The sequence below is a fragment of the Microcoleus sp. Pol11C3 genome (genome assembly GCF_036701485.1).
Classification (GTDB): Bacteria; Cyanobacteriota; Cyanobacteriia; order Cyanobacteriales; family Microcoleaceae; genus Microcoleus.
Genome location: NZ_JAUBQW010000035.1, coordinates 13,902 through 37,537, shown reverse-complemented (window position 1 = coordinate 37,537; position 23,636 = coordinate 13,902). Strand labels below are relative to the sequence as shown.

The window sequence follows — 23,636 nt, the reverse complement described above, 5'->3', positions numbered from 1 at the left end:
AGATTCAGATAGGATATAATTCAAAATCTGCGCTACACACAATATCATGCTAAATCCTAATCTGGACGAGATCCAGCTCAACAAACAAGAATACGAACGCTACTCTCGCCACCTGATCCTGCCAGAAGTTGGATTGGAAGGGCAGAAGCGTCTCAAAGCTGCCAGCGTGCTCTGCATCGGTACGGGAGGCCTCGGTTCGCCGCTGCTGCTGTATTTAGCAGCCGCCGGTGTTGGGCGCATTGGCATTGTAGACTTTGATATTGTTGACCATTCCAACTTGCAGCGGCAAGTAATTCATGGCACTTCTTGGGTTGGGAAACCGAAGATTGAGTCGGCTAAAAATCGGATTTTAGAAATTAATCCTTTTTGTCAAGTTGATTTGTACGAGACTCGCGTTAGTTCGGAAAATGCGATCGACATTGCCACTCCTTACGATATCATTATCGACGGCACGGACAACTTCCCGACTCGCTATTTGATGAACGACGTTTGCGTCCTTCTAAACAAGCCCAACGTCTACGGTTCCATCTTCCGATTTGAAGGGCAAGCAACAGTTTTCAACTACGAAGGCGGCCCGAATTACCGCGATTTGTACCCGGAACCCCCGCCTCCTGGGATGGTTCCTTCTTGTGCCGAAGGCGGCGTTTTAGGCGTTTTGTGCGGAGTTGTCGGTTCTATCCAAGCAACGGAAGCTATCAAAATTATCTTGGGTCAAGGCACTACTTTGAGCGGCAGATTGTTGCTTTACAATGCCTTAGATATGACGTTCCGGCAATTGAAACTGCGCCCGAATCCAGTGCGCCCGGTAATTGAAAAGTTAATCGATTACGAAGAATTCTGCGGTTTTAATAAAGCAAAAGCCGAGGAAGCGGAACAACAGAAAATCCCTGAGATGACTGTCAAAGAACTTAAGGAATTAATCGACAGCGGTGCGAAGGATTTTGTATTGTTAGATGTTCGGAATCCCAACGAGTATCAAATTGGTCAAATTCCTGGGTCGGTTTTGGTTCCTTTGCCGGATATCGAACACGGCGCAGGTGTTGCCAAAGTCAAGGAATTGTTGAACGGCCACCGCTTGATTGCACACTGCAAAATGGGCGGGCGTTCTGCGAAGGCCTTGAGCATTTTGAAAGAAGCGGGAATTGAGGGGATTAATGTTAAGGGCGGGATTACTGCTTGGAGTGAAGAAGTAGACCCATCTGTACCTCAATATTAAGATCAATCTTTTTCTGGGCGGGCGATTTGCCCGCCCGGAACCGGGATGATTAGACTTCTTGCACTCATTCGCAAACAAGCTCAAAATTATCTGCGTTAATCTGTGTTTATCTGCCTTGAATCTGCGGTTTCCGTATTAATCAAGGATTTATGTAATTCAAGTCTATTGCGGCGGCAACTGCTTATTTTTACCGAGTAGATTCTTGAACTTACCGAGTAGATTCTTGGAATTTGCACCCAACATCACCAAACCCCAAACCACAACCCCCGCGCCGATACTAATCAACAATACCAACGCAAAAGAATTAATTCCCACCTTCAGGAAAGGCAAAGCAATAAATTGATTCGGCGGGTCTTGTTTAATTAAATAAGGAGAACTGCCAGCCACTACCCCGGCTACTCCCAAACCCAAGCCGACAGCTTGAATCGTGACTTCTAATTTCGCATCCCGATAAGCTTCTTCAATGGCGACAACTCCTCGAATGGCTTCCATTGCTTTGTCTAGCAAGCCTGTGCCGTGTTTGAAGTAGCCTAAGTCGGCTTTGATTTGTTCTTCAAACTGCGGGCAAGTTTCTTGGCTGAATAATTCGAGAAAGCTTAAATCGCGATCGCTATCACTGTACTTCTTGCTTGATTTTAAGTCAAGACTTATTTGATTTAATTTATCTTGGTAATTTTTGGCGTTAATGGCGATCGTATTTTGCCGAAATTCTAAGTCCATCAGCAACCGGGCATAGTTGACAGCGCGGGGCGGCATCTCGATTGTCTTGCGTTCCAAATGTTGTAATTCCTCTTCCTTTAAACCCGCACCTTTCAAGTGTCGCTGGTGGGGTTCGTCATGCTGCAAATACTTAAAAGTCGCGTCGATATCCAGTTCAATTTGTTTGTATTCCTCGCGAGTCACCAAGTAAGTTTTGCGAGTGTCTTGATAAGCGCGAATAATCTTATTGCGGAACAAAAACAACTCGACCAAATCGCTGTACCGCGTCTCATCCCAGATTTCATCAGTTGCAGAACTGTTGAAAAACCAGACTATAATGTGGCATTCAGTATCTTGCCGGCTGGGATTGCCGTATTCTAAAATCGGGCTACCGAATAACTTGCCTTGACGGTAAAAAGTCGGCAGATTTTGACCGTAAATAAATTTTTCTAGACACTGTTGGGCTAATTTTTTCAGAAACTGCGAATCTTCCCGCGCCGCTTGATTTTGTTCGACACTCAGCCAAGCTGTAAGTAGCAGAGTTTGACCGAAATAGCTTTGCACAAAATCCGGCAGCAAGCAGTTATCGGGATTAAATTCCTTGAAGATGCTAACATCGACAGCGGGCGTTTTAATGTTGTTAACTTTTTCGGGAACGCGAATTTGTAAACCCAAGGCATAGCTGTCATCAATCCGCAGCGGTTGGGCAAAACCTTTGACGCTAATTTGCTGGTTGTCATGGGAAATATCCTTAGCAAAAGCGAGAGAATTTCTGCCGCCGACAACTTGTTTGTTAATCAGGTTGACTCGCCATCCGGCAGGTTCCTCTTTTTTGGGCAAGTAGCTGCCGTTGAATGCCGTACCGACTGCTAATTTAGTTTGCAATATCTCGTTGCACTTCTGCCACAGTTTGGCGAATTCTTCAGGGGAAATCGACTCTGATTCTAGGGGTTTGCAGAGGTGATAGGCAAATAAATAGACGTTGGGGGCATAGATTTTACTATTTTGAGTCATTGTCTGTATTTGATTGATTCTCTGCATCGAGTTCTTGTTGAAGTTTTTTGTACCTATCTTCAATGCTTTGACGCAGAACTTGAGTGATATTGGTTAGCGGCTGCATTGTAGTTGGGGTGGGTTCGCCTCCATCGTCGATATCTTTCCGCACTTTATCTCTTAAAGTTTCTCCCAATCCCTGTTTGCTGCACCACTTGCTGATAGTCATGGCAATTGGAAATATTTCATCATCGGCTGATTCTGCGATTTCTGTCTCTAGTTTGGGTAAATCTTGCCATGCTGTCGGCATGAAAATGCTCGGATTTTCTGTCAGCCATTTCAGAAAGGTAATGATAACTTTTTCCGGTTCCATAGAACTATTCTCCGTTAATAAAATGCAGGTTCGTAGTGAGGACTTTAGTCCTTCTTCAACTTAATATCCAGTAGCACAGAATGCCGCCCAATACTTGGGATGGCTAAACGGCTGTTCCTCTGGCGACGATGCTAACCACAGTTCCACCATTTGCCCCGATTTTTTATCTAAATTTAAGGATTTAACCCAAACTCCAAAATCCTCCCGGCTGACTGCGCGCATCCAGTTTTGGGCGGCGTTCAAAGCGAGTGCTACTGAAACTTCAGGTTGCAATTCCTGATAAAATTTTATCATTAAAATCGCTGTGGCAAAATCATCGACCGACCACAATGTACTCACAACATTCATACTACCAGCATACAAGAAGCCGCTTGGTAAACCGATGTATTCATCTGTCATTGTTGTTGACTGGGTTAAGCCGGTTTCGCAGGCGGATAGTGTCACGAGATTGCACCTACTTAACTCTAAATCGGCAAAGATTTCTCGCAAGGTTAGGCATTTTTCCGGGATAGCTTTTCGCCCGCTACGCATTGTCACATAGCGCGGAGTTTCGGGCGATTCGGGCGGGCACGGGGGCACCGCCCCTACGGGAGATTCGATGGAATCGGCTAGGGCTAGAAGGGACAGCAGCGGATAGTCAAAGTTAAAGACTCCGTGGCAGGAAAAGTGGATGTAGCTGGCATTGGAAAGGTTTTTGAGGTTTTCGGTGAAGGCGATTTTTGTGGCTTGTTGTTTGATTAAGATGTCGTGGGGATTGAATCTTTTTTTGATGGTTTCTACTTCCATGTCGGCATTTGATAAATCTTCGGTGGGATTCTGAATTGCAAATAATGGCTGCAATTCAGGGGCGGCAGATGTGCGGGTTTTGCTGCGGTTTTGTACGAGTTGCAGCAGTTGCAAACTGGGGGCGTATTTCACGCCGTCGGGGAAGCTGTCTAGGAGGTATTTCGTAGGGGCGGTGCCCCCGTGCCCGCCCTCTGATGTGAATGGTAGGGCGTGGAGGGGGAATAAGTGCAGGTAGCGGTGAGGTACTAATATTAGTTGGCGGCAATCGTTGGGGATTTTGGCGACTATCTCGTTTAGCCGCAGGATTTCGGAGAGTTTTTGGAGTTTGTCGGATAAGGTTTGTTGCCAGATTTTTTGTTTGGCTTCGTCGCCGCGGTATTCGTTGAGATAGTCGTTTGTCCAGGTTTCTAATTCGGCTAATTCGGTGGCGGTAATTGCTATTAAGTCTATTTTGTCGCGGGTGATGATGAAGGCTGAACCTCCCCAGTCTTCGTTGTTAAATTTGGGGTTGCCGATGTACCATTCTACAATTGCTGTTTTTGTGTCTAATGTTTTCTGGAATTCGGCAATGTTTATGGGTTTGACTGCTTGGGTTAAAACAAATTCGGGTTCGCGCTGTTTTATCTGTTCCAGCAATTGTTCTAATTGCTGCAATGCTGTTGCTAAGTTGTCTGTTTGTTGTTGCAGTGATTCGGGGCTGAGACTGCGGGTTTGGGTTGTGCGTTTTGTGTCGGAGTCTTCTGGAACCCCCCCTGGCCCCCCCTTGCTAAGGGGGGGAGAAAGAGTAGGAGAGGATGATTCTGTTTCTAGGGATTGTTGGGCGGCGGCGATTTGGCGGCGCAAGTCTCTGAGTTGCTGTTTCTCGGTTTCGGTGGCTTTTTTGGGGTAGATTTCGCTGTTGGTGAAGAGTTCGACTAGGTAGCGGGATTTGCTGCGTTCTACGGTTTGGACTGCTTTGTCATATTGTTTGTGATTGATGCAGGATTGCATCATTTTTTCGTAGATGTCGAGATTTTCTTCGATGATTTGTCGTTTGCGGTTTTGGGATGTTACCCACTCGCGGGTTTGTTCGACTGCTTCGATGGCTTTTTCGTAACCGAAGATGGCTGTTTCCCAGAAACTTTCGGCAAATCCTAAATTGCCTAAGTTTTGCCCACTTCGCAGACACTCACGGGGTAAGGTGGTAGGAGTGTAAACTTCTAAAGCACGTTTTTGACATTTAATCGCCCTTTCTATATTCTCTCCCCTGTCTCCCTGGATTCTGTCACTGTAAGCAAGTGCCAAATTATTTTGAGTCCCAGCCCAATTTTGGGGAAAAGCTTCGCGGGTGCGAACTTGTAAAGCAGCTTCATAAAATGCGATCGCCTTTTCTATATTCTCTCCCCTGTCTCCCTGGATTCTGTCACTGTAAGCAGTTGCCAAATTATTTTGAGTCCTTGCCCAATCTTGGGGAAAAGCATCGCGGGTGCGAACTTGTAAAACTGCTTCATAAAATGCGATCGCCCTTTCTATATTCTCTCCCCTGTCTCCCTTGATTCTGTCACTGTAAGCAATTGCCAAATTATTTTGAGTCCCAGCCCAATCTTGGGGAAAAGCATCGCGGGTGCGAACTTGTAAAGCAGCTTCATAAAATGCGATCGCCCTTTCTATATTCTCTCCCCTGTCTCCCTGGATTCTGGAATAGTAAGCAATTGCCAAATTATTTTGAGTCTCAGCCCAATCTTGCGGGAAAGCATCGCGGGTATCAACTTCTAAAGCTGCTTCATAAAATGCGATAGCCTTTTCGATATTCTCACCCCGTTCTCCTTTGATTCTATCTGTGTAAGCAAGTGCCAAATTATTTTGAGTACCTGCCCATTGTTGCGGGAAAGCAGGGCGGCTGTAAACTTGTAAAGCTGCTTCATAAAATGCGATCTCTTTTTCTATATTATCCTGCCTTTCTCCTTTGATTCTCTTGCTGTAAGCAGTTGCTAAATTATTTTGAGTCGCCGCCCAATTTTCGGGATCATCATATCGGTTAAAAAATTTCATTCCCACGTCGTAGCCTGCAATGGCAATTTCCATATTGCTGCTTTTGCTACCCAGTGGAAACTCTTGAATCAAGTTACTGAAGTTTAAAATATTAATAATAATGTCTCTAGCTTGGCGGAATTTTTTTTCTGCTATGATTTTAGTTGCCCATTTACGCAAAAAATCCGCAAAATCATCATCGAGCCGTTTTCCCTTGGCTTTCAGGATGGCGATTTGTGCTTCCTCGTTGGGGGAGTTAATCAGGGATTCGATTAGGTCGAAATAGGTTTGTTTTTTGCTTTTCATTGCATTACCCATGTTTGGGATATTGTACATTTTTTGTGGGCTGGGCGCGGGGATGAAGAAACCGGGTTTTTGGGAGTTTTCGGGTGTTGGGCGATGATTGTCGAAAAAACCCGGTTTCTGGGCTGGGCGCGGGGATGAAGAAACCGGGTTTTTGGGAGTTTTCGGGTGTTGGGCGATGATTGTCAAAAAAACCCGGTTTCTGGGCTCGGCGCGGGGATGAATTACCCCAATCCTTCAACTAACAGATTGCGAGCACTTTCCAACGCTGACTGCAACTTACTTGCATCGCGTCCCCCAGCTTGCGCCAAATTAGGCCGCCCGCCGCCTTTGCCGCCGCAAATTTGAGCAATTCCTCCGATAAACTTGCCAGCTTGCAATCCTTTTTTATTGACTTCTGGACTAAAAGCTGCAACCAAACTTACCTTATCCGGTTCAGGAATTGATGCCAAAACAACCGCAGCATTTCCTAACTTTTGCTGCAACCTTTCCGCCGCAGTTTTCAGCGCTTCCGTATCCACATCGCCCAATTGAGCTACAATGATTTTGAATTCGCCGACATCCTCAGCCACACTCAACAACTGGTCGGATTTCGCGATCGCCAATTCCGACTTCACAGCAGCCAAATGTTTCTGAGTATCCTTCAACTCATTCTGCAAATTAGTAATCCGGTTCGGCAATTCTTCAGGCTTCGCCTTAAATCGATCGCCCAAATCGCGCACTACCTTATCGCGCACATTCAAATAGTCTAAAACAGCTTGACCGGAAACCGCTTCAATCCTGCGAGTTCCCGCCGCTACCCCGGCTTCGGAAACAATCTTAAACAGCCCGATTTCTGCGGTATTGCTGACGTGAGTTCCGCCGCACAATTCCATCGAAACGCCGGGAAAATCGATAACCCGCACCACGTCGCCGTACTTCTCGCCAAACATCGCAGTCGCGCCTTTTTCCCTCGCAAGGGCGATCGGCATTTCTGCAACTTCCGCAGCGTGCGCCTCAGCAATCCAACTATTAACTAAGTCCTCAATTTTCTCCAACTCTTCTGCTGTCACAGCGCGCGGAGAATTGAAATCAAACCGCAATCTTTCCGTTGATACCAGCGAACCCGCTTGCGAAATCGAATCGTCCACAATTTTTCGCAAAGCTGACTGTAATAAGTGAGTTGCTGTGTGGTTGGCCTGAATTCGGCGGCGACCGCTATTGTCAATTTTCGCAGTAATACTATCGCCAACTTTCAGGGTTCCCCGTTCCACAAAGCCGAAATGCACGAAGAAATCCGATTCCTTCTTCACATCATCAACTCTCACTAACAAACTATCACCATTATCTCCGCTTTTCAAATAACCTTTATCCCCAATTTGTCCGCCGGATTCTGCATAAAACGGCGTTTGGTTCAACACAACTTGTACCTCAGTGCCGGCGGCTGCTTCCTCGACAGATTTGCCGTCAACTAAGATCACTTCCACCTCAGCTAAACTCGACACTTCAGCATAACCGACAAACTCTGTTCCTTGGATTGTTTCAGCTAACTTATCCAAAGAACCCTGCACGGTTAAATCGATTGTTTGGCGAGCATCTTTAGCGCGAGTTTGCTGTTCCTTCATCGCCGCTTCAAAGCCGTCCAAATCCACAGAAATTCCCTGTTCCTCAGCAATTTCTTGAGTCAGTTCTAAGGGGAAACCGTAGGTATCGTAAAGAGTGAAAGCATCTTGACCGCTGATTTGTTGGTTTGCTTGCTGTTTTGTACGATCGATAATTTCCTCCAACAGCTTCTCTCCGCGTTCCAAAGTCTTGAGAAACTGCGCTTCTTCCCTTGCCAATTCCGCCTTAATTTGAGCTTCCCGCGATCGCACGTTCGGATAAGCAGCTTCCGAAAGGGCGATCGCGCTTTCAGCCACTCGTACCGTAAATTCGCCCTGAATTCCAATCAGTCGCCCGTGGCGCACCACCCGGCGAATCAAGCGGCGCAAAATGTAACCCCGACCCACATTCGACGCGCGAATTTCGTCCGCAATCATGTGCACCACAGCCCGAATGTGATCGCCAATTACTTTCAGCGAAACCTTGACTTTTTCATCGCTATTGTGGTAATCAATCCCGGCAAGTTCCGCCGCCGATTGAACGATCGGAAAAATCAAATCTGTTTCGTAATTATTGGGGACTTTCTGGAGGATTTGCGCCATCCGTTCCAGTCCCATGCCAGTATCAATATTTTGATTTTGCAGCGGTGTTAAATTGCCCTCTGCATCTTTATTGTACTGCATGAAAACCAGGTTGTAGAATTCAATAAACCTGCTATCATCTTCGAGGTCAATATTGTCGCCTCTTTCTGGGTGGAAATCATAGTAAATTTCGGAACACGGGCCGCAGGGGCCTGTCGGGCCGGATTGCCAGAAATTGTCATCTTCTCCCATGCGTTGAATGCGATCGCCCGGAATGCCAATTTCATCGCGCCAAATCGCAAAAGCTTCGTCATCTTCGCGGAAAACGCTAACAACTAAATTGGACGCTGGTAAACCGAAAACTTCCGTGGAAAGTTCCCACGCCCAGGCGATCGCCTGTTTCTTGAAATAATCCCCAAAACTGAAGTTACCCAACATCTCAAAAAACGTGTGGTGGCGGGCGGTGCGGCCGACGTTTTCGATGTCGTTGGTGCGGATGCACTTTTGAGAAGTCGTGGCGCGCGGTGATTCGGCGGTGCGCTGTCCGAGAAATATCGGCTTGAATTGTAGCATTCCGGCGATCGTCAGCAACACTGTCGGATCTTCGGGAACCAAAGAAGCACTCGGCAAGATTTTATGTCCGCGCTGGGCGTAAAAGTCGAGGAATGTTTGGCGGATTTGGCTGCCACTGAGAAACTTAGGAGAAATAGACATGACAAAAACACTTAAGTATGTAAAGATGTAGCAACAATAGAATTTATAGGACTTACGCACGGGTGTCCAGAAACCCGGTTTTTCTACCAAAATACTTGCTTAAAATCCTCAATTTCGGTAGAAAAACCCGGTTTGTTGGTTAGGAGTGCGTGAGTGCTAACTTACATCTATTTGGAGATTCATATCATTATACTTAGTAATGTAAAGACCTATCAAGTTTTGCAAATAGTGCTTTACTCCTAGGAAAGCTCGTGCTAACTTAATAATAGACACCGGGAAAGAAAGAAACAGGAGGTCGCTATATTTAGAAAGAAAGTTCGAGGATATAGGCATGGTGTCTCCGGTCTAGATTCCGAGGCGCAGCAGAAATTAACCGAACACAACTTGGAATAGTGGCGAACTGCCGATCGAGCAGTCAAGCCAAACAGCAGTCGAGTCAGACTTATTGTGGTTGCGGATTAAAAGTAAAGCTGCACAAGTTGTAAACCCTAGTAAGTAACAGTTCTCAACCGGAAACACATCTCGTTTGTTAGAAAAAACAAAGTTCTCATATTATTGGGTCTGATCGCTGTCGATCGGGCCCTATGAATTTTTATAGGCCGATCGCAGGAGAAGAGGGGCAGAGTTCGACTGTATAAGTGCTTTCTGCCCAAAGGCAACATCCCTCGGAGCCGATCGGCGAGCGATCGGTGCAGGTTTTGAGTTATATGTTATATATAATTGGACGTGGAGCGCGCGCCCCGCTTTTTGCCGGGGATCAAGCGCTATGATATCAGGCACTGTCAAGATGCGATATCATTGAGGATGTCAGTACAAGACATTAAAATCTACCCCGCTGTGCTGTAGAGCAGCAAAATCTACGCTTCTATGAGCTTGCTGCAAGCCAAGGATAGCAAATCGCCATTTTTGGTGACAAGACCAGGCTCAAAAATTTGAATCTCAGGATATTTAGAGTCAAGACTCTAAAAAATCCCATCCCCGACGCAGGGGTGAGAGTTCAAACCATAAAAGCCCGCCCACTCAACCAAGCTAGTGCCACCAACAAATTTCGTAAATCACTAGCACAGTTCTTAAACTCACAATCGCCGGAGATTACAGGTACAAGCATGGCCGAAATAACTAAAGAAGAAATGCGCGAACGGCTGGGAAATATCGACCAGATTCGCGATATAATTTTTGGAGCGCAGCTTAGAGAATACGACAATCGCTTCGATAAAATAGATTCCGACTTGTCGATGATGCAGCAAGATATGCAAACTCGCATCGAACAAGTAAAAACAGTTCTTTCAGGAGAAATGAGGGCTGCAGTTGATTCGTTAGAAAAGAAAGTTAAATCGCTCACCTCAAACACCCAAGAAGAAAGCGCCGATATCCGTCAGCAAGTCGATCGCGTTAACCGCAAATTCTCCAGCAGCCTGGAAGCCCTCGACGAGGCTATAGACAATCAAACCAGTTCGCTTCGCGACGAACTCTCCCAAACCAGAGAGCGACTATCTGAAGAAACCCGCACTTTGAAAACACAGGTTTTTGAAGAGCTAGATCGTCGCTTTTCTATGCTCAGAGATGTTAAAGTTTCTAGAGACGACATGGCAGAAATTCTGTTTGAACTCGGCATGAGGCTCAAAGGAACAGAATTTGTACCCGAACTTAAAGGCGTTGCGGATAATAAGTTAAATACCGAATTTCTGTTGCCGGAGCGCCACCATAACGGATAATAACGCATGGCTTTACCGAAAGAAAATCCGGCTGACGAAAATGAGTTAGAGGGTTTTGTTTCTCAACCTGACGAGTCTGCTGCGGATGCAGCAACCCAGCTAGAACCCTTGCTGAATCTGTTAGTCGATCTCAAAATTTTTGGTGGTTCAAACCAGCAAAATGCAGAGTCCGAAGATGACAGCAGCGGCGAAAAAAATCAAGCTGGGGCCCTCGGCGGGTTGATGGATTTGTTAGGTATTTCTGAGCAAGCGCCAGAGGAAGTTGCAGCGAGTGTAACCGAAATTGGCGATCGCCAACCCGAGTCTGGCGATTCCCCGCCTGTTGCAGACGATTTCAAAAGTTTGCTGTTGCCTACTCAAAAACTCAACATTTCAGAACTGGTAAAAGACTATTCCTCAGCTAAAACTATAGATGTTTCAGCGATCGCCCAGCCGGATTTGGAGGAGGAATCACAGCCTGTCGCAGAATTGTCTAACTTGACAATGAAAGATTCTCTACAGGAAGTACAGGCTCAAAAATTCCAAGAGTTCGATCGGCATTTACAGGATTTTTTCGCTCCCGAAACCGAGTCAGAACCCTCGGAAATTCCCGATAATCCCATAGTTTCCACAGTCTCAGAGCCACCCGAAACTGGATATTTAGATGCTGCGGTGGCTTCGGATCTAGAAAGCCCAAACTTACTAGAACAGCCGACAGAAATATTAGGCCAAATTAAACTGGATTTAAATCAAGCCGACAGCGCGATGGAAAGGCTGCAAAATCTGATGTTTGGCTCGCAAATCTCGGATATCGAGCAAGTGAAAAGTCTGCTGGCAGAAAACGATTTGCCGGGGGTGCGCCACCTGATGGCAACAATCGACGATAAATTAGAAAAATTGGAGAACCAAATCTACCAGCCCCAAGAGTTGATTGAGTTGATGCTGCCTTGGATCGCAGAAATTCTCAGCCGCAAAATTGCCGATTCCAGAGAAGAAGTTGTCAACGCGATCGTCCCAATTATTGACGAAGTGATTAGGGCAAAAACTCAGGAAAACAAGTCGGCAATGAGTTCGGCAATAGCTGAGCTGCTTCCCGAAGCACTTGCTCAACAAATAGTAAATTCGCCAGCGGATATTGCTAACGCGATCGCCCCAGAAATAGGTCTGGCAATTAAAGAGCAAATTCGCCTTGACCAAGAGTCGATCGCCCAAGCCCTTGCACCGGAAATGGGCAAAGCGATTACAGCCCAAATAAAACTCGAACGCGACTCTATGGTGGATGCGCTCTATCCCGTAATTGGCAGTACAATTTCCCGATACATGGCAGAAGCTATCAAGACAATCAATGAAAAAGTGTCAAATTCCATCAGCGTCGAAGGATTTAAGCGAAAAATTCGCTCCAAAGTACAAGGAGTCTCCGAAGCTGAATTAATCCTCCAAGAATCAGTACCCTTCACCGTCCAAGCAGCCTTCTTAATTCACAAAGGATCTGGCTTGATAATTTCCGAAGTTCAAAACTCAGAAAGCTACCAGTTAGAATCAGAAATGGTAGCAGGAATGCTCACAGCTATTCGCAGCTTTGTTAACGACTGCATCCTTGGGCCGGGACAAGTTTCCGAACTCAATCAAATTGAATACGGCGACTCCAAAATTATGCTAGAAGTAGCGGGATATTGCTACATGGCAGTCGTGATTAAAGGAGAACCGCCAGACTCTTTCATCAAGAAAATACGAGAAACCGTTAGTAATCTCATTGTTAATTATGCTCAAGTAATTCACGATTTTAACGGCGACCCCGATACTATACCCGAGTCGCTGCACCCGTGTATAAAAACTTTATTCGACCCGCTACCAACGGAAAAATCAACAAAACCCCCGATCGCCCTAGCAGCTATCGGTTTAGCCGTCCTGAGCTTAATCTTAGTACCTTGGGGAATTTATCAGTACCGCAGCAGCGTTGAGCGCCGCCTCGAAGCAAATGCCGTCGCAGCTTTAGCCTCGACTCCCGAATTAGCAGTTTACCGCTTAGATGTTGCAGTTGATGGCAAAACTTTAAAGCTAACCGGAAAGTTGCCCAATCAAGAATTGCGGGCACAAGCCGAAAAAATAGCCGCATCAACTGCACCAAAATTGCAATTAGATAATAGAATTGTAGCTGTAGATGTCCCCCCTGATCCAGTTTTGACTGCCGCCGAGGTGCAGCGGATTACCGCCGTTTTGAACCAGAGAGAGGGCGTTTCTATTTCTACACGGTATGGCGATCGCAAAGTGACTGTAGAGGGTACAGTTAGAGACAGTGCAGACGCACAGAAAATAGCTCAGTCCCTGAAGCAAATTCCCGGTGTTCAATCCGTGATTAGCACAGTTAAACTAGAGCCGCTGAAAATTACAACCCGCATCTACTTCCAGCAAGGAACGACAACATTAGACTCTACACATGGAGAAATCATCGCGAGTATCAAAAAATTCATGGATCAATATCCTCAAAAACAGATTAAGATAATTGGATACAGCGATCGAACTGGGGAAATTGCTACAAATCAACAGTTGTCGCTCAGGCGTGCCGCAGCAGTGCGAGATGGTTTAGTGCGGCAAGGTGCTGACCCAAAGCGCCTCCAAACGGTTGGCATCCCCCATCCTCCTGCCGACGTGGAACCCAATCAACCACCACTTTTAAGCAGATGCGTGGTATTTGAACCAATAACTAAGACCATAAACAGTAAATAATTATGTCAGTTAATATATCTAAAAAAATGTGTATGATCGGCGATTTTGGCGTGGGCAAAACCAGCCTGATTCGCCGTTTTGTCGATCAACAATTCAGCGACCAGTACCTCTCCACTGTGGGAGTAAAAATTTCCAGCAAAATCGTAGAATTAGAAGGGGTCAAACAGCGGGAAAACGTGACTGCAAAGTTGCTGATTTGGGATTTAGAAGGCCATACCAAATTCAAAGCAATAGCACCGACTTACTTGCAGGGAGCTAGCGGCGTTTTAATCGTTGCCGATGTCAGCCGCTCCGAAACAGTTGAGCGAATCTCCGAACACATTCAGCTTTATTCTTCAGTCAACCCTAAAGGCTCAATTATCGTCGCTTTGAACAAAGTAGACTTGATTGACGAGGAAAAATTGGCGCTGCTAGTGGAAATGTCCCATTCCATAGGTCAAGACAAAGTAATAGCAGTTTACACGACATCTGCTAAAACAGGGAAAGACGTTGACGAAATTTTCTACAAACTAGCTTACACAATGGTAGAACCAGTATGAACCCCATTTTAAGAAAGTTATTGGGCCCGCAACAAATAGAGTATTTTGTAGTAAATCACCATTTCATCATTCAGGAAACCTCCGCCAAAGTGCAGCATTATGCCGATACTCCGGACGACGCTATACCCGGTGCAGATGCTCGCATGAGTTTTCCCGAACTGATTGGCATTGAAAATATCCTCATGTCTATCATTATGGGACGGCTGCCGGGTTTTGAAATCAAAGGTATCGCTCGGTTTGCCGACCAAAACCGCCCTTTATACTTTGATATGTTGGCTATCAAACATGAAGACGAACAAGAAGATGTGCCAAATAAATTGCTAATTTTGATTGAAGATACCACCGAAAAGATGGTGATGAAGCAATCGTTGATTCAGAGCGCTAATGAAGCTAATCTTTTGGTTAGTGCCTTAGCCGCTTCTAAAGATTATATAGATAAAGTTATTCGTTCGATGGGCGATGCTTTGTTAGTGACAACAACATTAGGAATTATCAAAACAGTCAATCAATCAGCACAATGGTTATTTGGGTACAGCGAAGCAGAATTTATCGGCAACCCACTCTCGCTAATAGTAGTGGAAGAAAAATTACTTTACCAAGCTCGCCACCACTATATTTTGTCTCAGAAAGAGCTGCGTAGAGAGCTAGAAATAGTCTGCACTACTAAAGCAGGTGAAGAAATTTGGGTAGAATTTTCCTGTTCGGCAATTCAGACAGAATTAGAGGGACTTTACGATTTCATTTATATAGGCAGAGACATCACAGAACGCAAGCAACAAGAAATAGAAATTCGCAGTTCTTTGGCAAAAGAGCAAGAACTGAGACAGGTAAAATCTCGTTTTTTCTCGATGCTCGCTCACGAATTCGGCAATCCTTTAAGTACAGTATTATTTGCTACTAAAATCCTCCAAGACTACGGCGACGAAATCACCCACGAGGAAAAACAAAAATACCTGCAACACGTTAAATCAGCATCTCAACAGATGGCTCAGCTATTAGATGACGTGCGGTTGCTCAGCAGCGCCGAAGCAGGAAAACTCGAATTCTATCCCGCACCAGTTGACTTAAAAAACTTTTGCAAGGAGTTAGTAGAATCAATTAAAATTAGTTATGGAAAAAATCATACAATTGACTTTATTTATCAAGAATTAGTTACGCCCGCGCCAAAAAATGATAACGAGTCGCAGGAAACCCAACAGTTGCCCGCACTAGATCGAAAATTGCTGCAGCACATATTGACAAATTTGCTGTCAAATGCTGTCAAATATTCGCCGATCGACAGTCATATTTATTTTGAATTAAATTGTCATAATAAGGAAGAAGCTATATTTAAAATTAAAGACGCAGGCATTGGCATTCCTATAGAAGACCAAGAACAACTGTTTGAATCTTATTATCGAGCCAAAAATGTAGGAAAAATACCCGGTACTGGACTGGGTTTATCCATAGTCAAGCAGTGTGTAGACTTGCACAAAGGTCAAATCGAATTTTCCAGCGAGACAGGGTTAGGCACTACCTTTATAGTCAGAATTCCATTTGAGAAACAGAGATAAATATAGCCTTTCTCAGAAAGATGAGGTACGACTGGGCATAGGGCATAGGGCATAGGGCATACCTCACTTTTTTGAGAACCGCTATAGATTAATTTTAGATAATTTGCTACCGAGGGCGCCTTCACTACTAAAAATGTCACATGAAAACCTTGTTAAAAAACTGTTAGTTCCCCACCACTTGGAGTACCTAGCACTAGATAAAGACTTTTTAATCCAAGAAACATCTCTCAAAGTGCAGCGGTTTGGCGAATGTCCCGAGGAAGTAGTCGCCGGCAACGATGTCCGCATTCCCTTTCCCGAATTGGTGGGAACTGAAGAAATTTTAATCGATATTTTTGAAAAACGTTTGCCAAATTTTGAATTAAAAGCGATGACGCGGCTATTAGGAAACGGTTCGCGGCTTTATTTTGATATGTATATCGTCGAGTTCACCAATGACGAGAATTATCAGACATTAATTATATTTTTTCAAGACGTAAGCGACAGGATGGCTTTAGAACAAACTTTAGTGCAAGCTACCAATGAAATGGATATTTTATTGAGTACCTTAGCGGCTACTAATAATTATGTTGAAAAAATTATTACTTCAATGGCCGAAGTTTTGTTGGTAACAACAGCATCGGGAAAAATTAAAAAAGTCAATCAAGCGGCTCAAGATTTGTTCGGTTACAGCGAATCAGAATTAGTATGCCAGCAAATAGACGCCCTGGCTGCTTTTGGCTCCTCTTTGCAAGCACTCAGCCAAGAGGAGCCTCAACAATTGCAAACTAACGCCGAAGTAATTTGCACGGCAAAAACCGGAGAAAAGCTAACAGTTTCGTTTTCCTGTACAGCGATTTCGACTGATATTAAAGGCGTTTCTGGCTCTGGGCCCGCCCTTCAAGATTTCGTTTACATCGGCCGCGATGTCACAGATAGACAGCGGGCCCGCAAGCGACAAATAACTCAGTACGTCACCACTCGCATCCTGTCGGCATCCGAAACAATCAAAAAAGCTATAGCAGCAATTCTCCCCGTAATTTGTGACAGCTTGGGATGGGATACCGCCGAACTTTGGATGCCTGAAGCTGGGGAAAAACTGCTGTCAGAAACTAAGAGAATAACTGCGGTTTCCGACCCCAATTTGCTTCGCTGCGTCACCAGTTGGACAAAACGCTCAGTTTCTATCCCCAAATTTGTCGAATTTACCGAACAAATGACTTGTGCGTTTGGCGAAGGATTACCCGGTTTCGTTTGGGCTAGCGGTTGCTCTCAGTGGATTGCCGATGTCACAAAAAGCGACAGTTGTATACGCCGCGAAATCGCTGCTGAAGAAGGACTGCACGGAGCTTTTGGTTTTCCAATTTTGGGCGACTACGACCCTGAAAATTCTGCAAAGTCTGTGTTGGGAGTGATGATTTTTTTCAGCCGCGAAGTGCAGTGTTTTGATGAAGAATTACTCCAGATAATGGCAACCATCGGCAGCCAGCTCGGTCAATTTATCAAGCGCAAACAAGCGGAAATAGCGTTGCGAGAAAGCGAAGAACAACTGCGAGACTTATTTGAAAATGCTACTGACTTAATTCAAAGTATTGGAGCCGACGGTCATTTTTTGTATGTAAATCGGGCTTGGCGGGAAACTTTGGGCTACACGGAAGCAGAAATTGCTCAAATGACTGTTTTTGATATCATTCATCCGAACAGTTCCCCAGAGTCTCTGGATATATTGTATCAAGCTATTACCCAAAAAACGATAAATGAAAATACATTGTATCCAGACTCTATTGAACTAACATTTATTACTAAATATCACGAAAAGATTTTGCTTGAAGGCAGCATAAGCTGTAAATTTGCGGCAGGTTCGCTAGTAGCGATTCGCGCTATTTTGCGAGACATTACTGCTCGAAAAATGGCCGAAGACGCCCTAGCAAAATCTGTGTCCCTGCTGCTAGCAACTTTTGATTCTACTGCGGACGGTATTTTAGCGATTGACAGGAGCGGTAAAATCGTCACTTTCAATCGACAATTTGTGGAAATGTGGGGCATACCTAATGAAGTGATGGCAGTGCGAGACGACCCCACAACGATCGCCTTTGTCCTGAACCAACTCAAAGACCCCCAAGCATTTCAACAGAGAATACAATCGCTTTACGAGCAGCCAGAAGCCGAAAGTTACGACTTGTTGGAATTTCAAGACGGCAGATTTTTTGAACGCTATTCGCAACCGCAGCGGCTGGGAGATAAAATTATCGGCCGAGTCTGGAGTTACCACGACATTACGGAACGCAAGCAAGCAGAAGATGCACTGCGGGAAGAACAAGAAAAATCCGAAAAGCTGCTGTTAAATATCTTGCCCAAGGCAATAGCAGAACGCCTCAAGCAAAACGAAACTACTATTGCCGAATACTTTCCGGAAGTGACTGTTTTGTTCGCCGACATTGTGGGGTTTACTGCTTTGTCTGCCGTGATGAATCCGATCGAACTTGTGGAGCTCCTCAATCAGATTTTCTCAGGATTCGACCTTTTGTGCGAACGGCACGGGTTAGAGAAAATCAAGACCATCGGCGACGCCTACATGGCAGTAGGAGGACTGCCTGAACCCAGGGCAGACCACGCAGATGCGATCGCCCAAATGGCCCTAGATATGCAAGCAGAAATAGCCAGATTTAATGCTAGCCATAATAAATATTTTAGCATCCGCATCGGCATTCACAGCGGCCCGGTTGTTGCCGGAGTAATTGGTATAAAGAAGTTTATTTATGATTTATGGGGCGACACGGTAAATATTGCTTCCCGCATGGAATCTCAGGGTTTGCCTTGGCGGATTCAAGTCAGCGAAACTACTTATAAGTTAGTGGAAGACAAATATCTGTTTCAGGAGCGAGGAATGATTGAAGTTAAAGGCAAAGGGGAAATGAAAACTTATATTCTCATTCGGAAACAATAAGGTTGGTCATCAGTCATCTGGCTAATGACTGATGACTAAAATCGTTGCTAAAGTTAATTAGCAATACTTTTTGACCAAGACTAATGGAACTTGCTAATTTGTCGGCTAATTTACCATCCCCTTTAGAATCTGTCGATCGCCACCCTGTGACGGTTGGGTCCTCAACTTCGCTCCGGGATGCGATCGCCCTGATGCGTGGGACGAGCAACCCTTGCCCACTGCCTAATTCACCTGCATTTCCCGACTCAAACGAAACTGTAAAAGCATCGATTAGTTGCGTCTTAGTTGTCGATGAAAATCAGCTAGTCGGACTGCTAAGCCCGGAAGATGTGCTGAACTTAGCCGCCTCCGAATACGGATGGCAAGCCATGAAAGTTGCCGACGCAATGACGCGGAATTTAATTGTCTTACAAGAATCAGAATTTACAGATATTATTACCGCATTCAAGCTATTTTGTCAATACTCGATCGATTGCTTGCCAATTGTAGATGAACGGGGTCAGCCAGTAGGTATAGTCAGTGAAAAAAGTATTCGCCCAGCAATGTATAGCTGGATCGAGGCACTGAATCAAGAAGTGGCAAAACTCCAGGAACAATGCGAACTGTTAGAGGGCAATTGTGAACTAGAAAAAGCCAGCGATCGCCAAAATGCCGAAAATGCCCTGCGACAGAGCGAGGCGCGCTACCAGGCGATTGTGGAAGACCGAAGCGAACTGATTTGCCGCTACCTCCCAGACGGTAAAATAACTTTTGTCAATCAAGCTTACTGCTGCTATTTCGGTGTGCAACCAGAAGACTTGCTCGGCAACAGCTTCATGTCCCTGCTGCCAGAAGCAGACCGAGAAATTTTTCAACAGCAATATATTTCTGTGTCTCCCGACAACCCTATTTTTACCTGCGAGCACCAAGTAATTTTGCCAAGCGGGGAAATTCGCTGGAACCAGTGGATCGATCGGGCGATATTTGACGAGAGCGGACAAATCGTCGAGTATCAAGCAGCAGGCCGGGATGTCACGGATCGCAAACAAGCAGAAATCGCTTTGCAGCAGCTCAATGCAGAGTTAGAACTGCAAGTGCAGCAGCGGACACAATGGTACGAAATGGCAGTATCGGCTGGCAAAGTGGGGGTTTGGGACTGGAATTTGGAAACCGACGAAATCTACATTGCTCCGTCTTTGAAAGCTTTGTTGGGCTATCAGGAAACAGAGATTCCTAACCGCATGGAAAATTGGGCATCTCATGTTCATCCCGACGATCGAGTTGCAGTCGCCGAAGCAGTAAATGCTTATCTAGAGGGTTTGACAGAAATTTATGAAGTAGAACACCGGATGCTGCGTAAAGACGGCAGCACCTGCTGGATACTTGCCCGCGGCAGCGCGATCCGATCGGCTTCTGGCAAGGCCTTCCGCCTGACTGGCACTGACACCGACATTACCGATCGCAAATTGACGGAAGAAAAACTCCAAAAATCCGAAGCCGAACTGCTGGCGCTGTTTAACGCCATGACGGATATCGTCATGGTTTTCGACGCAAGCGGCCGCTACCTCAAAATCGCCCCCACGGCTCCCGAACTGCTGTACAAACCGGCTCCTGAAGTGCTGGGCAAAACCCTCGCCGAAATCTTCCCAGAAGCGGAAGCTAATTTTGCCCTGGGCCACATTCGCCAAACATTGGCATCTCGGCAAACCCACAGAATTGAATACAGCATGGAAATTGGCTGCAAATTATTTTGGTTTGAGGCCAGTATTTCGCCGCTGGAGCTTGATCGGGTGATGTGGGTCGCCCGAGACATTACCGCTCGCAAATACGCAGAAGCTGCACTGCAAAAGAGCGAGGAAAAGTTTCGCAACTTATTTGACGATGCTCCGATCGCGCTTGGTTTGGCAAGCGTGCGCGACTACCACACGATCAAAGTGAATGAAGCTCACCGCCAGATGTTGGGCTACAGCGATTCGGAGTTGGCTACCATGACTTTTACTGAATTCACGCATCCAGAAGATTTACAAGCAGATGTAGAGGAAGTCAAGCAGTTGATCTGTGGCAATATTTCTCGTTTCCAAACGGAAAAACGCTTGATTAAGAAGAATGGCGAGCTGATGTGGGCAAATTTGACGGTGACGCTGATCCGCGATCGCGAGGGCATTCCTCTTTACAGCATGGGGGCGATCGAAGATATCAGTTATCGCAAGCGGGCAGAAATGGAATTTCAGCAGTTAAAAGAACGCCTGCAATTGTTGCTGGGTTCTAATCCGGCGGTAATTTTTACAGCCGCACCTACGGGGGACTTTTGTACTACTTACATCAGCGACAATGTTCAGACAATCGTTGGCTACGACCCCCAAGAATTGTTAGCAGATTGTAAATTTTGGTCTAGCCGAATCCACCCTGAAGATCGACCACAATTTTTAGTAAATTTTTCGCATTTGTGCGAGGGAGAAAATTGCATTTTCGAGTACCGTTTTTTACACCAAGACGGAATTTACCGCTGGCTAAGGACGGAACTAAAACTATTGGTTGACAGCATGGGCGTTCCGATCGAAATTATTGGTTATGCCGCTGATATTAGCAATTCTAAATACGCCGAACTCGCTAGGGGGCAGCAGTTCGAGCAAGAACGGCTTGTGGAGGCGATCGCCCGTCGTGTCCGCCAGTCTTTGCAATTAGAAGAAATTCTCAACACCACGGTTGCGGAACTCCAGCAAGTATTATTAGCCGATCGAGTTTTGGTTTATCAACTTTTACCCGAAAACGGCGGCCGAGTCATTGCTGAAGCCGTGGCAGAAGGATGCAGCCCACTTATGGATAGATATTTTGGCGAAGAGGCTTTTCCGCCCCAAAGTTATCAGCTTTATCTGCAAGGGCGAATTTCTGCGATCTCCGAACTAGATTCTCCCTACCTTACACCTTGTGTGGCGGAGTTTATGAAACAAATTGAAGTTAGGGCAAAGTTAGTAATGCCGATTATTCAGCACAGCCAACTTTGGGGATTGCTGATTGCCCACCAATGCGATCGCCCTCGTGATTGGAAAGAATGGGAAATCAATTTATTTCAGCAGTTGGTGAATCAATTGGCGATCGCCATTCAGCAATCTCTACTTTACCAGCAACTGCAAGCTGAACTAAGCGATCGCAAACAAGCGGAAGCAAATTTGAAAAACTCCCTCAGAGAAAAAGAAATTTTGCTTAAAGAAATTCACCACCGCGTCAAAAACAACCTCTGCGTAGTTGCCAGTCTGTTAGAATTGCAATCGAACACAGTTGCCGACCCGCAAGTAAGCAAAATGTTTGAAGAAAGTCAGGAGCGCCTTTATTCTATGGCTCTGATTCACGAAAAACTGTACCGCTCGACTAACTTGGCTCAAATTAATTTTGGCGAATATCTCGAAGATTTGGTAAATAACTTGTTTCACTCTTACAATATTAGCAACAACCAAATTCAGTTGCAGGTATTAGCTGAGCCAATTTCCTTAAATCTTGAAACTGCTACTCCCTGCGGTTTAATTGCCAATGAATTGGTTTCAAATACCCTGAAACACGCTTTTCCTGATGGCACAACTGGTACAGTTAGTGTAGAATGTTATCAAACGGGCGATCAAGAAATCAACCTCTTAGTTAAGGACAATGGCATTGGCTTTCCTCAAAACTTAGATTTTCGGAAAACTCACTCAATGGGGTTTCAAGTTGTCTGCACTTTAACCGAGCAGTTAGAAGGAACTATCGAAATATCCAGAGAAATTGGTACATCCTTTCACTTAAAATTTAACGAGTTAAACTACTCTCACAGATTGTAAAAACATGAGTTTTGCCGAAAAAAAAATTAATATTTTGATTGTCGAAGACGAACTGTTAATTGCTAAAAATTTATCCCCAAAATTAGAAAAATTGGGATATCAAATCGCCGATATCGTTTCTTCAGGAGCGGATGCCATCCAGCGCGGCCGCGAACTAAAACCCGATTTAATTTTAATGGACATAGTTATCAAAGGCGACATTGACGGCATAGAAACAGCAGCAATAATTAATCAAGAATTAGATATACCAATTATCTATACAACTGCCTATGCTGACGACGAAACTTTGCAGCGAGCCGAAAATACTGGTTCTTACGGCTACCTGCTCAAACCTTTTAAAGAAAGAGAAATGCACGCCACTATCAAGATAGCACTGAGCAAACATCAAGAAGCCGTTAGCATGAAAAAATTAATGACATTAGCAGCAGAAAAAAGCGAAACTAGATCGCGCTTTATTTCAATGGCTTACCACGATTTAAACACTCCTTTAACTACCATACAATTATCTGCTGAAATGTTAGAAGATAGCGAATTGCAGAGAGCGCCCGGAACTACGAATAAAAATGTTGATCGAATTAAAAAAGCCGTCAGTAATATGAGTGGTTTGCTGGAAGATATTTTAATGCTTAGCAAAGCAGAATCAGGCAAAATTTCCTTAAATTTAAATCCGATCAATGCGACGGATTTCTGCACCTCTATTTTAGAAGAACTGCAACCGATAGTCACCGAGAAACACCTCGTAACTTTCCGCAGTCACACAAATCCGCTGCACGCCAATCTCGATGCCAAACTACTGCACCACCTTCTGACTAATTTGCTTTCAAACGCTATTAAATATTCTCCAAACGGTGGCAAGGTAAGTTTAGACCTAATCTGCGAACACCAACAACTAATTTTGTGCGTTCGAGATGAGGGAATTGGGATGACACCGGAATATCAAGAAAAACTATTTCAGCAGTTTGAACGGGGTGCTAATGTAGGCAAGATTAAAGGATCTGGTTTGGGACTCTGCATTGTCAAACACATAGTTGACCTGCACGGCGGTACAATAAGTGTGGAAAGTGCGATCGACAAAGGTACTACATTTATTGTCACGCTGCCTTTGTATCGTTGACTGTTGACTGTTGACTGTTGACTGTTGACTGTTGAC

General features: G+C 45.1%; 12 protein-coding genes. 8 read left to right on the top strand and 4 right to left on the bottom strand.

From position 1 onward, the window contains the following. Positions 1-46 precede the first annotated feature (46 nt). Positions 47-1,216: a molybdopterin-synthase adenylyltransferase MoeB gene (gene moeB, locus QUA40_RS10885; RefSeq protein ID WP_333125128.1), complete on the top strand. Its 1,170-nt coding sequence runs from the start codon at positions 47-49 to the stop codon at positions 1,214-1,216. A gap of 162 nt (positions 1,217-1,378) precedes the next feature. On the opposite strand, the gene QUA40_RS10880 is transcribed toward moeB, so the two are convergent. Genes QUA40_RS10880 through alaS form a run of 4 tightly spaced genes read right to left on the bottom strand, consistent with a single transcriptional unit; the run spans position 1,379 to position 9,256 of the window. Continuing rightward, positions 1,379-2,929, bottom strand: a complete 1,551-nt coding sequence (locus QUA40_RS10880; RefSeq protein WP_333125125.1) for a hypothetical protein — start codon at positions 2,927-2,929, stop codon at positions 1,379-1,381. Beyond that, positions 2,916-3,281, bottom strand: coding sequence for a hypothetical protein (locus QUA40_RS10875; protein ID WP_333125122.1), 366 nt, complete (start codon positions 3,279-3,281; stop codon positions 2,916-2,918). Before QUA40_RS10875 ends, QUA40_RS10880 begins: the two co-directional genes overlap by 14 nt. 60 nt (positions 3,282-3,341) lie before the next feature. Next, positions 3,342-6,569, bottom strand: a complete 3,228-nt coding sequence (locus QUA40_RS10870) for a CHAT domain-containing tetratricopeptide repeat protein (RefSeq protein ID WP_333125119.1) — start codon at positions 6,567-6,569, stop codon at positions 3,342-3,344. A 35-nt stretch (positions 6,570-6,604) separates the two neighbouring features. After that, complete coding sequence (gene alaS / locus QUA40_RS10865; RefSeq protein WP_333125117.1) at positions 6,605-9,256, bottom strand: alanine--tRNA ligase; 2,652 nt, start codon at positions 9,254-9,256, stop codon at positions 6,605-6,607. A gap of 1,106 nt (positions 9,257-10,362) precedes the next feature. On the opposite strand from alaS, the gene QUA40_RS10860 reads away from it, so the two are divergent. The 7 genes from QUA40_RS10860 to QUA40_RS10830 all read left to right on the top strand — a co-directional run bounded on the left by QUA40_RS10860 (position 10,363) and on the right by QUA40_RS10830 (position 23,600). Further along, a complete protein-coding gene (locus QUA40_RS10860) occupies positions 10,363-10,971 on the top strand; it encodes a hypothetical protein (protein ID WP_333125116.1) in 609 nt (202 codons plus the stop codon). A gap of 6 nt (positions 10,972-10,977) precedes the next feature. Beyond that, positions 10,978-13,677 (top strand): OmpA family protein, encoded by a 2,700-nt coding sequence (locus tag QUA40_RS10855; protein WP_333125114.1) that lies wholly within the window; start codon positions 10,978-10,980, stop codon positions 13,675-13,677. A gap of 2 nt (positions 13,678-13,679) precedes the next feature. After that, positions 13,680-14,216 carry a Rab family GTPase gene (locus QUA40_RS10850; protein ID WP_333125111.1) on the top strand — a complete coding sequence of 179 codons (537 nt, stop codon included), beginning with the start codon at positions 13,680-13,682 and terminating at the stop codon, positions 14,214-14,216. After that, positions 14,213-15,769, top strand: coding sequence for a PAS domain-containing sensor histidine kinase (locus QUA40_RS10845; RefSeq protein WP_333125108.1), 1,557 nt, complete (start codon positions 14,213-14,215; stop codon positions 15,767-15,769). The genes QUA40_RS10850 and QUA40_RS10845 overlap by 4 nt, the downstream gene beginning before the upstream one ends. Positions 15,770-15,902: 133 nt before the next feature. Next, positions 15,903-18,695 (top strand): adenylate/guanylate cyclase domain-containing protein, encoded by a 2,793-nt coding sequence (locus tag QUA40_RS10840; protein ID WP_333125106.1) that lies wholly within the window; start codon positions 15,903-15,905, stop codon positions 18,693-18,695. An 83-nt stretch (positions 18,696-18,778) separates the two neighbouring features. Beyond that, positions 18,779-22,486, top strand: a complete 3,708-nt coding sequence (locus QUA40_RS10835) for a PAS domain S-box protein (protein WP_333125104.1) — start codon at positions 18,779-18,781, stop codon at positions 22,484-22,486. A gap of 4 nt (positions 22,487-22,490) precedes the next feature. After that, positions 22,491-23,600 carry an ATP-binding protein gene (locus QUA40_RS10830; protein WP_333125102.1) on the top strand — a complete coding sequence of 370 codons (1,110 nt, stop codon included), beginning with the start codon at positions 22,491-22,493 and terminating at the stop codon, positions 23,598-23,600. Positions 23,601-23,636: the final 36 nt, after the last annotated feature.